This is a genomic window from Bacillus sp. bc15 (genome assembly GCF_900142585.1).
Lineage (GTDB): Bacteria > Bacillota > Bacilli > Bacillales > Bacillaceae_G > Bacillus_A > Bacillus_A cereus.
Window position 1 is genome coordinate 379842 of the sequence record NZ_FRBJ01000002.1, and the last position, 12834, is coordinate 392675.

The following is a 12834-nucleotide window of genomic DNA, read 5'->3' on the forward strand; positions in this document are numbered from 1 at the left end:
TGCTACTATAATTGTATTATAGTACACGAAAAAAGACAAACTGAGTTGTTTGTCTTTTCTATACTTCTACTTCATTATATCAACCTTTTGAAAAATTCGTTTGCACCTCTTGAATTGGCCAATATCGCAAATCAACTTTACCGACGACTGTATCAGCTTTTACAAAGCCAAAGTGTCTACTATCCCAGCTCCCGAGCCGGTTATCACCTACTACAAAAATAAACCCGGGTGGCACCAGCTTTTCTTTCGTTAACTCTTCTAATGTAAAGTCGCCTGTTAGTTGCCTTCCATTTATCTCTTTCTTATACTTCTCTAGATACGGCTCATCAATAAATTGTCCATTTATATATAACTTATCATGCTTATATTCAATATGATCTCCAGGTAAACCGATAATTCGCTTTACATAGTCCTCTTTTTTATTCGCATGAAACACCACAACGTCAAATCTGTTCAAGTCCCCAACTTGATAACTCACCTTATTTACAACGAGCATATTGCCATCTTGCAATGTCGGCATCATTGACTTCCCCTCTACAACATACGTTGAAAAGAAAAACGTTCGAAAAAATACAGCTAATAATACACCAATTAAAATTGTTCGTATCCACTCTATGCCTTCTTTTTTCAAAGTTTTCTTCATCTGCTTCTCCCCTTATCCTTTAATACTGAAGCTTTCCTTTACAAAGAAGACTATTCTTAATGTAGTTCTAATTTTACTTCAATTTTCTTACCGACATACCATAGAATAAAAATACCAATCGCTACAATGACTGATTTCACCGGATTATGAATAAATGACATTAAATCATGACCGATATACGTTAAAATAAAAATCATCACAAGTTTTCCGAATGCTAACGCTAGTCCAAACTGTTTTACACTAATTCGGGATAAACCAGCGACAACATTTATTAGCGCTGACGGTGTAAACGGAAAACAAAATATAACAAAAATCGGTGCGAATCCTTTCCTTTCAATCCACCCCATTGCTTTTCGTACTCTCTCATGCTTATTTACAAACGAAAAGAAACGGCTGCGGCCAAAATGGCGGATGATGAAAAAGACAAGTAATGCACCCATTACTGATCCAATCCATGAATAAAGAAAACCGAGCCAAAAGCCAAATGCAACAGCATTCGCCAGTACAAATACAATAAGCGGTAATGCTGGAATCAACGCCTCTATCATCGGTAAACCAATACCAAGAAGTGGTCCGAACGCTTTATAACTCTCAACAATATGATCCATATTTTCTGGTGAAAAATACTCTTTGATTGTCTGAAAATCCATTCTACACTTTACCCCTTTACTCTAAATACTATCCCTACTGTATCATTGCTTATATGAAAGAGGAAATGGTAGATACGACATATGGAGATGTATTTATTAAAGTTTCCATATCTTTCATAAGAATTCCTTCATTATTTAGCTATGATAATCTATCAATATTTGACAATATATTACATATTAATAACACCCTATCCAACAATATCCTTATATCTCTTCAAAAATAGTATATTACAAATAATTTATTTAAATATAAAAAAATAGTATTTTTTACATTTTTTATTAAAATAACAACGTAAATCTGTTATACTAAATATCGCAATATATTTATTTTATGTTTTTAGGAGGAAATACTTTGAAAGACACAGTAAAATTATTAAAATGGGTTACTGGTGCCTTAGAGGCTTTACTGGGAATACCTGTACTCGGAGGAACTATTGTTGTTTCTTTACTTTGGTTACCACTTCTTTTCATGCTAGTATTACATATCGTTACTTTAGTATTGGCTAAAAAAGTTAATATGAGTGCTAACGGTAATGTGCTAGGAATTGTAACTTCTTGCCTTGCATGGATTCCGTTTGTAGGAATGATTTTGCATATTTTATCAGCTATCTTCATTATGATGGATGCTGCCCGTAAGGAAGAAACTTATTAATATTTAAATAGCAAAAAAAGCTGTCCTAGAATGCCACTTAAGGCAACATTCTAGAGGCAGCTTTTTCTATATTACACTTCTTCTTCTCTAACAACATACACTTTCTCATAAGCTGGTCTTAATGTTGATTCTTCACTTTTATCAATTTCTTTAAAACACGGATTCCCTTGTTTTTTCCTACGATCTTCATATTCAGTACGTAATTTCGCTGTACGATTTTGTTGATTTTCAAAACTAGTTTTTGATATTTCTAATTTCACAGCAAAGCCATTTATAAATCTAATAATAAGATTTCCATCTTTTAATTCTTTATTACTTTCAATATAAAAATGAGACAACCAAGCGCACTCTTTTCTAGAGTAAGAATAGGTAGGAAAAAAATAAAGTTGATCTGTAGGACTAATCGCAATTGGTGCTTTATGTGTAATATGAGTTAACTCTTTCGTTCCTTCTTTTCTGCCTAAGAAACTCGAGCCATGCTTGCGGCAACTTCTTTCTATAATATCTAGAGGTTTTTGAAATACGAAAAAAGAATCATTCATTTCAACGACTCGCGTAACAATTTTCTTTTCACTTAGAATAACAGGAAGTAAGGCCATCGTATTTTTCGTTACAACATAATTTTCGACATAGCGTTCCACTTTACTTTCCATACTCCATTATCTCCTTTTTTCCATTTATATTAGCAGCTGCATATATAATTTTAGCATCTATGAAAAGGAAATAGCTTACAAGTTCCGCTTTTTTACAATTTTTTATCATTTATCAAACATTTGTTAAATGATAAAATAACAATATATTAATTATTTAATTTTAAAGCTATAAAAAACAGCACTTATACTACCTATAAATATTTATTATCCATTCCTCATTTCACATCATTACAACAACTAACTTTGCTATAATTAAAATATAAATCCAATATATGGAGGGCCACTATGGAAGAAAAAGAAATCCAACCATCGATTCAAATGAAAAATAGCAGCGTCATTATCGTGAAAAACTCAGCTAGTATTATATTCGGTTTATTTTTCATTCTTCTATTCTTTTCCAAACCATTTCGTAAATCAAAATGTCCAGAATGTAAAAAACGTGAGAAGAAAAAATTAGAGCAAGAACAATAAAAGGCCTTCCTTTATGGAATGCCTTTTTACATTTGTAGTATCATTTTATTTATTCTTCTTCACCCTAAAAAACAACTATATTTTCTTCCAAGATTCTCTACATCTTTTTTGATTTGTATATGATCCTTATATAAAACATGAGAAATAGTATTTGTACTTGTTACTCGCTTTTAATTTTTATTAAACACTTCAAATTTGTACATCTTTATCCATCACTAACAATTCGTTAATTAGTTAACTTTATAATATAAGTTTTGTATATAATTTCATTCAAAAACACAATATATATAAGTGGTCATTTTATAATTACATTGCTTTTTATCGAATTCCAAAAAGGAGCTGTATACTATGGATAAAGAAAACCTATTAAGCCAGCAGGTTAATAGCATCCCCTCAGATGCTCTGAATACCCCTAGTAAGGAACAAGAACAACTGTTAGAAACATCATCTCAAAACGTACAAAATTCCAACAACAATGCTAACAAAAAAGATGTTACTCAAGGTCTATCTGGAAAAGATTCCCCTATTTCAATGAAGAATACAAATTTATAGTTATTTACTATCATACGCAGTAACTGCTCTTGCTGAAATAATTCTTCTACAGAAACTAATACGCATTCCAGATAATTTTTTACCCATTGTAACATAGAAAAAGAGATTTAGATATAAAAACAGGCTCTAAAAAAACTTTCTCCACAACAAAAAAAGGATGGCATTAGCCATCCTTTTTTCCATCATCAACTATAAAATTATAGTTTGATTACGTTTTTAGCTTGAGGTCCACGGTTACCTTCTTCGATTTCGAAGCTAACTTTTTGGCCTTCTTCTAGAGATTTGAAACCTTCAGTTTCGATTGCAGAGAAATGTACGAATACATCGTTTTCGCCTGGAACTTCGATGAAACCGAAGCCTTTTTCGTTGTTAAACCATTTTACTTGTCCTGTTACTGCCATGATTATTTCCTCCTAAGAAAATACAAATTTTAATTTTTTTAGTCTTCCTGTCTAAAAAAAGAATCCACACATTATCAAATACGAAACATAAACTAGTTCTCACATACTTTTTCTCGTTCGTTTCCAGCACTTGATAACATATGGATTGCTTAATTTAACTATTCAACTGACATCATCATAGCATACTTAAAATGAAATGTACAATCTTTTTTGAAAATGGAATTTCTAATTTTTAGTATTTCTTATAAAATATAATTATCTCTATTCTAAATAAGGAGGAATTTATGACCAATAAAATTCCTAGAAAAACATTAAAAAGAATCGAAGAGGATATTGAAAATAATAATCTTGGAAAAGCAAGAGACAGATTGCACGGCCTCATCTTTACATACCCAAATGAATTACATCTTCGAAAACAACTCGGAGATATTTATTATAAATTACAATATCCAGAAATGGCTGGACGTTACTGGTATCTAGAGGAGCATAAAACAGATATTATGCATGAATCATGTTTATTATTTGAAAAATCAAGGGGAAATAGTCCTCATCATATTGCACGTGCTTTAAAGTTTAAAGGCGATTCTAACCATATAAAAGGTTTGCATAAAGATCAACCTTTATCTTCAGTACAGAAGAAAGTAGCAGAGGAGTTAATTTATGAGTATAAAGAAACATGGCAAGATAAGCTAGTTCCTTTTGGCTGTCTAGCATTCCTTGCTTGCCTTCTCTTTTCTGCCATTATTGGTCTATTTACTATTTGGAATTGGATTTTTTAATCACAGGGGGAATTTTCACATGTCAAACTACGCTAAAGAAGAAAGGCTAACAGGGGGAAACGTCTCAAACGTATATCGTTCTGAAAATACTGTTCGGCGAGAGTTAAAGCCGAGCAGTGAAAAGATTCATAAGCTATTGCAACATTTAGAAAACAAAGGATTTCATTATGCTCCAAAGTTTTTAGGTGTAGATGAAAAAGATAGAGAGATTTTATCCTTTATTGAAGGAGAAGCTGGCAATTATCCTTTAAAAGAATATATGCGATCTAATGATGTATTAAAAGAAATCGCAATGATGCTTCGCCTTTACCATGATGCTGTAAGTGATTTTCCGTTATTAAATGATTGGAAACCGATGGGTCACACTCCAAATAACATTGAGGTTTTATGTCACAATGATTTTGCCATATATAACATTATTTTTAATAATGAGAAGCCAGTAGGGATTATTGATTTCGATGTTGCTGCTCCTGGTCCAAGACTATGGGATATCGCTTATACACTCTATACTTGTGTGCCTTTAAGTAGAGTGTATTATACAGAATCCGGTGAAGCCGTTCATTATGACTCATCGCAACATGCAGATCGCATTAAAGAGAGAATGAATTTGTTCGTTCAGTCCTATGATAAAAATATGGATGAAGATTACTTAGGAATGGTGTTGCTTCGATTAGAAGGATTATGTACATATATGAAACGAAAAGCGCAAGAAGGCGACTTGAATTTCCAAAGAATGATTGATGAAGGACATCTAGAGCATTATGAGAAAGATATGAAGTTTATTCGTGATCATAGGGCTGAGTGGAGTTGATTTAGTAATAAAGAAAAGGAAGTATCGTTTTTTTCCGACAACTCAATCTCTCTTTTCGAATCGTTTAGAAAATAACAAGGGGCACCCTTCAAAAAGGTGCCCCTTCCTTTTATTTCGTAAACTGTGCTTCTTCCGTAGATCCTTTTAACGCTGTCGTTGATGAAGTTCCGCCTGTAATCACTTGTGCAACTTCATCAAAGTAACCTGTTCCTACTTCGCGTTGATGACGTGTTGCAGAGTAGCCATGTTTTTCAGCTGCGAATTCTGCTTGTTGTAGTTCAGAGTATGCTGCCATGCCGCGCTCTTTATAGCCACGTGCTAGTTCAAACATACCGTAATTTAATGAATGGAATCCAGCAAGTGTTACAAATTGGAACTTGTAACCGTAAGATGCGATTTCCTTTTGGAAGCTTGCAATTGTTTTTTCATCTAGTTTTTGTTTCCAGTTGAATGAAGGTGAACAGTTATATGCAAGTAGCTTTCCTGGATGCTCCTTATGAATTGCGTCCGCAAATCGTTTTGCATCTTCTAAATTTGGTTCCGACGTTTCACACCAAACGAGGTCTGCATACGGTGCATACGCTAAACCGCGCGCAATTGCTTGATCAAGACCTGCATTTGTACGGTAAAATCCTTCTGGTGTTCTTTCTCCTGTAATAAATGCTTTATCAACAGGATCGATATCGCTCGTAATTAAATCAGCTGCATCCGCATCTGTTCTTGCAACGATAATTGTCGGCACTCCCATTACATCTGCTGCAAGACGTGCAGAAATTAAATTGCGTACTGCTGTTTGCGTTGGTAGTAGTACTTTTCCGCCTAAATGGCCACATTTTTTCTCTGAAGATAATTGATCTTCAAAATGCACACCTGATGCACCTGCTTCAATCATACCTTTCATCAGTTCAAATACGTTTAATTGTCCGCCAAATCCAGCTTCTGCATCTGCTACAATCGGTACGAAATAGTCTGTATCATCGCTTCCTTCCATATGCTGAATTTGATCCGCACGTTGAAGCGTTTGATTAATTCGTTTCACTACAGCAGGTACGCTGTTCGCTGGATATAAACTTTGGTCTGGATACATATGTCCAGAAAGGTTTGCATCAGCTGCTACTTGCCAACCACTTAAGTAAATCGCTTTTAACCCAGCTTTTACTTGTTGCATCGCTTGGTTTCCTGTTAATGCGCCAAGTGCGTTAATATAGTCTTCTGTATGAAGCGATGTCCAAAGCTTCTCAGCACCGCGACGCGCTAACGTATGTTCAATATCAATTGACCCGCGCAGGCGAATTACATCTTCTGCCGAATATGGACGTGTGATCCCTTTCCAACGCTCATCTAATTCCCAGCTTTCTTGTAACTTCTCGATTCTTTCGTTTTTCATTTGTTCCATCCCCTTTTCATTTTTTATAAAATTTCATAACCCGGTAATGTTAAAAATGGTACGAATTCATCATTTCGAACGAGATTTGTAAACAAAGTTGTCGCCTCTTGGAATCTCCCTTTCTTAAAGGCTTCCTTACCAATCTCTCTTTCTATTTTTGCTAATTCTTCTTCTTTTAGCTCTTCCATTAATTCAAGCGTAATATTACGACCATCATTTAGTTTTCCACCTTCATGACGAATCCATTGCCATACTTGTGCTCTTGAAATTTCAGCAGTTGCCGCATCTTCCATTAAGTTATAAATGGGTGCTGCTCCCCGTCCGCTTAACCAAGATGCAATATATTGAATACCTACACTAATATTCATGCGAAGGCCCCCTTCTGTAATCGTTCCCACCGGTACCTCTAGTAAATCGTTTTCTGTTACACATATTTCTTCACGTTTTCTAAAAATTTGATTCGGTGTTTTCATAATGTGATTAAATACTTCCATTGCAACCGGTACAAGTCCAGGGTGGGCAACCCAAGTCCCGTCATGACCGTCTAAAGCTTCGCGCTCCTTATCAGCACGCACTTTTTCAAAAGCTGCTTCATTTGCTTCTGGATTATTTTTAATCGGAATTTGTGCCGCCATTCCTCCAATTGCTGGTGCATTACGGCGGTGACATGTTTGAATTACTTTCAAAGAATAGGAACGCATAAATGGTGCCGTCATCGTGACTTGTGCTCTATCTGGTAGTAAGAATTTATTATGATTACGGAAACTCTTTAAAAAGCTAAAAATATAATCCCATCTTCCGCAGTTTAAGCCAGCAGAATGATCTTTTAGCTCATACAAAATTTCATCCATTTCAAACGAAGCGTGAATCGTTTCCAGTAACACAGTTGCTTTAATCGTTCCATTTGGAATGCCGATATATTTTTGAGCAAATACGAATACATCATTCCATAATCTCGCTTCTAAATAACTTTCCATTTTCGGTAAGTAAAAGTATGGGCCGCTCCCTTTTGCTAAAAGAGCTTTCGCATTATGGAAAAAGTACAAGCCGAAGTCTACTAAGCTACCCGACATATTTTTCCCATCAACTTGCATATGCTTTTCCTCTAAATGCCATCCTCTTGGACGTACAATGAGTACAGCTGTTTTCTCATTTAATCTATATTCTTTCCCTTTATCATTTTCATGTGAAATCGTTCCCTTTACTGCATCTCGTAAATTGATTTGGCCTTCCACTGCATTTTCCCAAGTTGGTGAATTCGAATCTTCAAAATCCGCCATAAAAAGATGCGCTCCTGAATTTAAAGCGTTAATGACCATCTTTCTATCTACCGGTCCAGTAATCTCTACACGGCGATCCTCTAAGTCTTTTGGCAGCTTGGCAATTGTCCAATCCGCTTCACGTATGTGTTTTGTTTCTTCTAGAAACTTCGGAAACTCCCCTGCATCAATTCTCTTTTGTTTTTCTACACGTTTTTGTAAAAGTTCTATGCGGCGCTCATTAAAATTCTCATGTAGTTCCTTCAAAAAACTAAGCACCTCAGGTGTCAATATTTCGTTGTACGCTGGTAACATTTCTCCAACGAGTGTAACCCGTGAAGTTTGCGTCGACATATTAGCATCCCCTTCTTAAACTGTTTTATAACAGATTTGATTTTATGTTTTATATTATATAACAAATCTTCAGAAAAGGAAGTTTTTTTTGAAAATTCACTTCATTTTTTTTCAAAACGCCATTCTTTCGCGCTTTATTTCATACAAAAAAAGGCCGCTGTTATACAACAACGACCTTTTTGTATTATTTTTAAATTTCACTTTGACTAGTTAAACTTTATTACTGCCCTTGTTCCATATCATGCAATATTGCTCTATGTAAAAACTGTGCGTATTGTTCTCTCGTTACCTTCATAGACGGACCGAATTTACCTTCTCCGATTCCCATTGTAATACCATTTGTTTGTATTGCACTAATTGCATTGGTTGCCCATGAATTTGCTGAAACATCATTAAAGTTATGAGATCCCTTCGCCTGTAAGTCAAAAGCATTCGTAAGAACTTGTGCCATTTCCGCACGCGTTAACGTCGCCTTCGGTCTAAAGTTTCCATTCTCGTCTCCCTGGAAAATTCCGATTTCCGTTAAAGCCAATATCTCCTCGATAAAGCTTGTTGAATTTTCATCGATATCTCCATATGGGTTTTCATATTCATCTTGTTCTTCCATATCAAACACACGGTAAATTAAAGCTGCAACTTGCTCACGTGTTACATTATCCCCAAAACCAAATATTCCATCGCCATATCCCAAAATAATTTCTTGTTCCGCTAATTCATGAATTGCCTCATATGCCCAATGTCCTTTTGGTACATCTTTAAATACAATTGTATTTGTTTTTTGCAACGGTGCACTTTCCGCTTTTACACTGTTACTCTCTGCTGAGAATAACACCCCACCCATAATTGTTAATGCTGTAGCTGTTTTTAATAATTTTTTGCTCATCAAATTATCTCCCCAATATGTATATGTTTTTTTAAAAATATACAGAATAAATGGTATAGTGACAATATATTTTCCGACACATTTCGTGACGGTTTTGTGAATCATATTACACATCATGTCTTTTTCATCGGATTGATTATAAAGCTTGTGTATAACCATAAAAATACATAAATACGAATAATAATTCTTTTTTAAACAAACAAAAAAGCACAAATATTTCTATTTGTGCTTTCATATTTCACTCTACTTCCAATCCTCTTTCAAATGATAATTAATAATCGCATTATTAATAAACTGAGCATATTGTTCTCTAGGTACAGGGCGATTTAATTCATACATGCCATTCCCAGTTCCTCTCACAACATTATTAGATTGTAACGCACTAATTGCATCTTCTGCCCAGTGGCCTTTTGGAATATCTTTAAATGTATGTTTTTGTTTCGTTTCAAAATTAAATGCTCGTTTTAAAATGACAGCCATTTCCGCTCTAGAGATTGGTGCTTTCGGCCTAAAATCCCCTTGGCCATCCCCTGTAAAAACACCACGTTTTGTTAACGCCAAAATTTCCTTTTTAAAAGTTGTTGTACTATCAGAAACATCTTTATATGGATTCGCTACTGGCCCTTCTTCTTTTATCTCAAGTGTTCTGTAAATAGTCCCAGCTACTTGTTCACGTGTTATAAGATCGCCAACACCATACTTCCCGTTTCCATACCCTAATATAATTTTATGATACGCTAAATCCATAATAGCATCATATGCCCAAAATCCGTATGGAACATCTTCAAACACAATCATTTGTGGATACTCTTCCGCTTTTACAGGCGTCACATTCGTCCCTGCAAATATACCTCCTGCCATTGTCGCAATCATCATTACACCCAATATTTTTTTCTTCATTGTCCTCTCTCCCTATTTCATTCAAATAAAATGAATTTCATTGTTTCAGGAGTACTCTTTTTTGGTGAATGTAAGATAAAATGCAAATCTTCTAGAAGAAATATTTCCACTACCTTTCTGCTTTATGCCTCCTTCTTTCTTTTTCAAAAAGGAAGTTGTCACATCTAAGGTGTTATATACTAAAACATTCTACAATTTCTTTATAAACTCCTTTTCACTTTACAACTTCCCTTTATTGGCGCGTAAAGGAGATACCTAATGACGGTTACTATATTCATGATTTATATTTCAGAGGTAGCATTCCCCTTCACTGATAACTCGCCTTCTCTTCCCTTGCGAAAAGTTAGTGCCATCCCTACAAATATAAGGATAATCCCTATTACTTGCATCTAAATCCGGTCTAATAGTTTGGCAACAGCAGGATCTAAAAACACTAATACAGAAATAATTCTCGTCGATAAATCTCTTAAACTGTCAAAAAATAAGTAATATACAAATCTAGTATGTATAAGTCCTGTAGCTGTAATCATCGCCTTGAAAATGCCGGAAATCTACGAATAGTAGTAATAAAAAAAGCATCCTTTTTTATTAAAAGAGGATGCTTTTTTTATATTTATTAACACTCAAATATGCTACTACTTTTGAAGAGTAAATTGGGCAACTATTTGTTTTAATTTTCCTGCTGCGTTATGCATATGTTCAATTGAAACTGAAATCTCTTGAACAGATTTTTCTTGCTGTTGAATAGACTCTTTTACCCTATCAGTTCGGTCAGATGATCTTTGGGAAATTTGAGCCATGTCTTCTGCAGAAGCCGAGATTTCCTCACTACTCGCTGCAATTTCATCTGTTGACATAGATACCGTTTGAATTTGCTCAGATACTTGCTGTACTTTTTCTGTAATTGTTCCAAATACTTTTTCTGTGTGTATTACTACTTGTGTACCTGCCTGTACCTCATTATCTACTTTCCCCATCATATGTACCGTATGGTTCGTTGTTCCCATAACTTGAGTAATAAGATTCTCAATTTGTTTTGCAGAATCACTAGATTGTTCTGCTAATTTCCGCACTTCATCTGCCACAATTGCAAATCCTCTACCACTTTCTCCAGCACGTGCAGCCTCAATTGCGGCGTTTAATGCTAATAAGTTAATCTGAGAGGTAATACCTTGCATAACATCTATGATTTTAACAATTTCTTCTGATTGTTCTTTCATAGTCTCAACTTGTTTAACACCACTATGTACCGAATTTTGGATTGTATCCATCTGTTGAATCATTTGTTTCATTAATTTGTTACCACTCTCTGCATCTAACGCTGATTGAGCAGACAATTTATTTACTGAGGATGATGTATCGACTATACTCTGCATTCCTTGTGTCAACTCTTCCATTGCACCCGCAGTTTGTTCCATTGCTTGCATTTGACTCTCTGCACCATTTGCAACTTCTTCAATATCCATAGTGATTTTCTTCGCTGCACTACTAGATACTTCTGATGCAGATGCTACTCCGTCTGCATGTTGGAATAAAAGCTGAATATTATTCTCTACTTCTTGCATATTTGTTCTTAGCCCTGCAATCATCTCGTTAAAATTACTTACTAATACACCTAATTCATCCTTAGCAGTATAATCACCATGTACAGTTAAATCTCCTTCTTTCGCTCTTTCCATCATACGACTAACCGTTTGTAAAGGTGCAACTATAAGCTTACTAATAATATAACTTACTATACATATAACGATTGTAGTAACTACTACAAGAATGATAAAGGTAATAACGGATCGATCAATCATTTTTTGAGAATCTTTAAACACTTGATCAGCTAAGTTTGAAACATACGATTCTAGATCCACTGCATAACCAGCCAACTCTATTCCCTTCGGTTTTAATTCCTTCTGAAATTCATTTACCATTTGTGGCTCGTTTGTTGCCTTCGCCTTTTCAAACAATTTTTTATATGTATCTTTATAACTTGGCAAAGATTTCTTCATCTTCTGAAACAGTTCATCCTCTTGCTTACTTAAATTAAAACCATCATCATATTCTTTTAATAAAGAATCATATTTTTTAAGATCTTTTTCAATATTATCAATTATTCCCTCTTTATTTGCCACTTCATTTTGTGATGCCGTAATTAATTCTAATAAATTATATTCTAATGAATTTTGTGTGCGAAGCATTCCTTCTAATAAAATTGCTGAATATTGATAATCATCTACTACAACCTCTGTATCGTGCTTAATCTTGTTAATAGAATTAATTGCCACACTGCTCATGATTATCATACCTAAAACTGCTAATGAAATAAGCGCTAATAATTTATATTTCACTTTTAAATTTTGTAAAAAATACATTTTTTCACCTTTATTCCTTTATATATAGATTTTTAGAATTTTATAGCTTATTATTTACAAAATCGCAATAAAAAGC

General features: G+C 34.5%; 14 protein-coding genes and 1 pseudogene. 5 read left to right on the plus strand and 10 right to left on the minus strand.

Annotated features, from left to right (window positions below; genetic code table 11):
* Positions 1-79: 79 nt before the first annotated feature.
* The gene (lepB, locus tag BUA87_RS11800; protein WP_000751897.1) at positions 80-643 is read right to left on the minus strand and encodes a signal peptidase I; all 564 of its coding nucleotides are present in this window, start codon (positions 641-643) and stop codon (positions 80-82) included.
* Positions 644-699: 56 nt separating this feature from the next.
* Positions 700-1293 carry a TVP38/TMEM64 family protein gene (locus BUA87_RS11805; protein ID WP_071714132.1) on the minus strand — a complete coding sequence of 198 codons (594 nt, stop codon included), beginning with the start codon at positions 1291-1293 and terminating at the stop codon, positions 700-702.
* Positions 1294-1645: 352 nt separating this feature from the next.
* Between BUA87_RS11805 and BUA87_RS11810 the strand changes: the two genes are divergently transcribed.
* The gene (locus BUA87_RS11810; protein ID WP_080476084.1) at positions 1646-1945 is read left to right on the plus strand and encodes a hypothetical protein; all 300 of its coding nucleotides are present in this window, start codon (positions 1646-1648) and stop codon (positions 1943-1945) included.
* A 71-nt stretch (positions 1946-2016) separates the two neighbouring features.
* Here BUA87_RS11810 and BUA87_RS11815 read toward each other — a convergent pair whose 3' ends face one another.
* Positions 2017-2598, minus strand: a complete 582-nt coding sequence (locus BUA87_RS11815) for a competence protein ComK (protein WP_071714131.1) — start codon at positions 2596-2598, stop codon at positions 2017-2019.
* Positions 2599-2883: 285 nt separating this feature from the next.
* On the opposite strand from BUA87_RS11815, the gene BUA87_RS11820 reads away from it, so the two are divergent.
* Complete coding sequence (locus tag BUA87_RS11820; RefSeq protein WP_000391377.1) at positions 2884-3069, plus strand: hypothetical protein; 186 nt, start codon at positions 2884-2886, stop codon at positions 3067-3069.
* Positions 3070-3417: 348 nt separating this feature from the next.
* Positions 3418-3621, plus strand: a complete 204-nt coding sequence (locus BUA87_RS11825) for a hypothetical protein (protein ID WP_000356913.1) — start codon at positions 3418-3420, stop codon at positions 3619-3621.
* A 197-nt stretch (positions 3622-3818) separates the two neighbouring features.
* Here BUA87_RS11825 and cspA read toward each other — a convergent pair whose 3' ends face one another.
* Positions 3819-4022: an RNA chaperone/antiterminator CspA gene (gene cspA / locus BUA87_RS11830; RefSeq protein ID WP_000301522.1), complete on the minus strand. Its 204-nt coding sequence runs from the start codon at positions 4020-4022 to the stop codon at positions 3819-3821.
* Between the two features lie 284 nt (positions 4023-4306).
* On the opposite strand from cspA, the gene BUA87_RS11835 reads away from it, so the two are divergent.
* Positions 4307-4801: a DUF6584 family protein gene (locus BUA87_RS11835; RefSeq protein ID WP_000182394.1), complete on the plus strand. Its 495-nt coding sequence runs from the start codon at positions 4307-4309 to the stop codon at positions 4799-4801.
* Between the two features lie 19 nt (positions 4802-4820).
* Positions 4821-5612, plus strand: coding sequence for a phosphotransferase (locus BUA87_RS11840; protein ID WP_071714130.1), 792 nt, complete (start codon positions 4821-4823; stop codon positions 5610-5612).
* Between the two features lie 109 nt (positions 5613-5721).
* Here the strand turns inward: BUA87_RS11840 and aceA are convergent, their stop codons facing one another.
* The 6 genes and pseudogenes from aceA to BUA87_RS11870 all read right to left on the minus strand — a co-directional run bounded on the left by aceA (position 5722) and on the right by BUA87_RS11870 (position 12758).
* A complete protein-coding gene (gene aceA, locus BUA87_RS11845) occupies positions 5722-6999 on the minus strand; it encodes an isocitrate lyase (protein ID WP_000787346.1) in 1278 nt (425 codons plus the stop codon).
* A gap of 23 nt (positions 7000-7022) precedes the next feature.
* Complete coding sequence (aceB, locus tag BUA87_RS11850) at positions 7023-8612, minus strand: malate synthase A (protein WP_071714129.1); 1590 nt, start codon at positions 8610-8612, stop codon at positions 7023-7025.
* Positions 8613-8832: 220 nt separating this feature from the next.
* On the minus strand, positions 8833-9600 hold the full coding sequence (locus BUA87_RS11855; protein ID WP_072939738.1) for an S-layer homology domain-containing protein: 768 nt from the start codon (positions 9598-9600) through the stop codon (positions 8833-8835).
* Between the two features lie 138 nt (positions 9601-9738).
* Positions 9739-10395 carry an S-layer homology domain-containing protein gene (locus BUA87_RS11860; protein WP_016082513.1) on the minus strand — a complete coding sequence of 219 codons (657 nt, stop codon included), beginning with the start codon at positions 10393-10395 and terminating at the stop codon, positions 9739-9741.
* A 281-nt stretch (positions 10396-10676) separates the two neighbouring features.
* Positions 10677-10968: pseudogene (locus BUA87_RS31800) on the minus strand (EamA family transporter); the annotation flags it as partial.
* A 62-nt stretch (positions 10969-11030) separates the two neighbouring features.
* Positions 11031-12758, minus strand: a complete 1728-nt coding sequence (locus BUA87_RS11870; RefSeq protein ID WP_065228452.1) for a methyl-accepting chemotaxis protein — start codon at positions 12756-12758, stop codon at positions 11031-11033.
* Positions 12759-12834 lie beyond the last annotated feature (76 nt).

Bases quoted from the DNA above. Each gene is read 5' to 3' on its own strand.
- aceA (WP_000787346.1), bottom strand. From the start codon at position 6,999: ATGAAAAACGAAAGAATCGAGAAGTTACAAGAAAGCTGGGAATTAGAT.
- cspA (WP_000301522.1), bottom strand. From the start codon at position 4,022: ATGGCAGTAACAGGACAAGTAAAATGGTTTAACAACGAAAAAGGCTTC.
- BUA87_RS11825 (WP_000356913.1), top strand. From the start codon at position 3,418: ATGGATAAAGAAAACCTATTAAGCCAGCAGGTTAATAGCATCCCCTCA.
- BUA87_RS11820 (WP_000391377.1), top strand. From the start codon at position 2,884: ATGGAAGAAAAAGAAATCCAACCATCGATTCAAATGAAAAATAGCAGC.
- BUA87_RS11870 (WP_065228452.1), bottom strand. From the start codon at position 12,758: ATGTATTTTTTACAAAATTTAAAAGTGAAATATAAATTATTAGCGCTT.
- BUA87_RS11860 (WP_016082513.1), bottom strand. From the start codon at position 10,395: ATGAAGAAAAAAATATTGGGTGTAATGATGATTGCGACAATGGCAGGA.
- BUA87_RS11840 (WP_071714130.1), top strand. From the start codon at position 4,821: ATGTCAAACTACGCTAAAGAAGAAAGGCTAACAGGGGGAAACGTCTCA.
- BUA87_RS11805 (WP_071714132.1), bottom strand. From the start codon at position 1,293: ATGGATTTTCAGACAATCAAAGAGTATTTTTCACCAGAAAATATGGAT.
- BUA87_RS11815 (WP_071714131.1), bottom strand. From the start codon at position 2,598: ATGGAAAGTAAAGTGGAACGCTATGTCGAAAATTATGTTGTAACGAAA.
- BUA87_RS11855 (WP_072939738.1), bottom strand. From the start codon at position 9,600: ATGATTCACAAAACCGTCACGAAATGTGTCGGAAAATATATTGTCACT.
- aceB (WP_071714129.1), bottom strand. From the start codon at position 8,612: ATGTCGACGCAAACTTCACGGGTTACACTCGTTGGAGAAATGTTACCA.
- BUA87_RS11835 (WP_000182394.1), top strand. From the start codon at position 4,307: ATGACCAATAAAATTCCTAGAAAAACATTAAAAAGAATCGAAGAGGAT.
- lepB (WP_000751897.1), bottom strand. From the start codon at position 643: ATGAAGAAAACTTTGAAAAAAGAAGGCATAGAGTGGATACGAACAATT.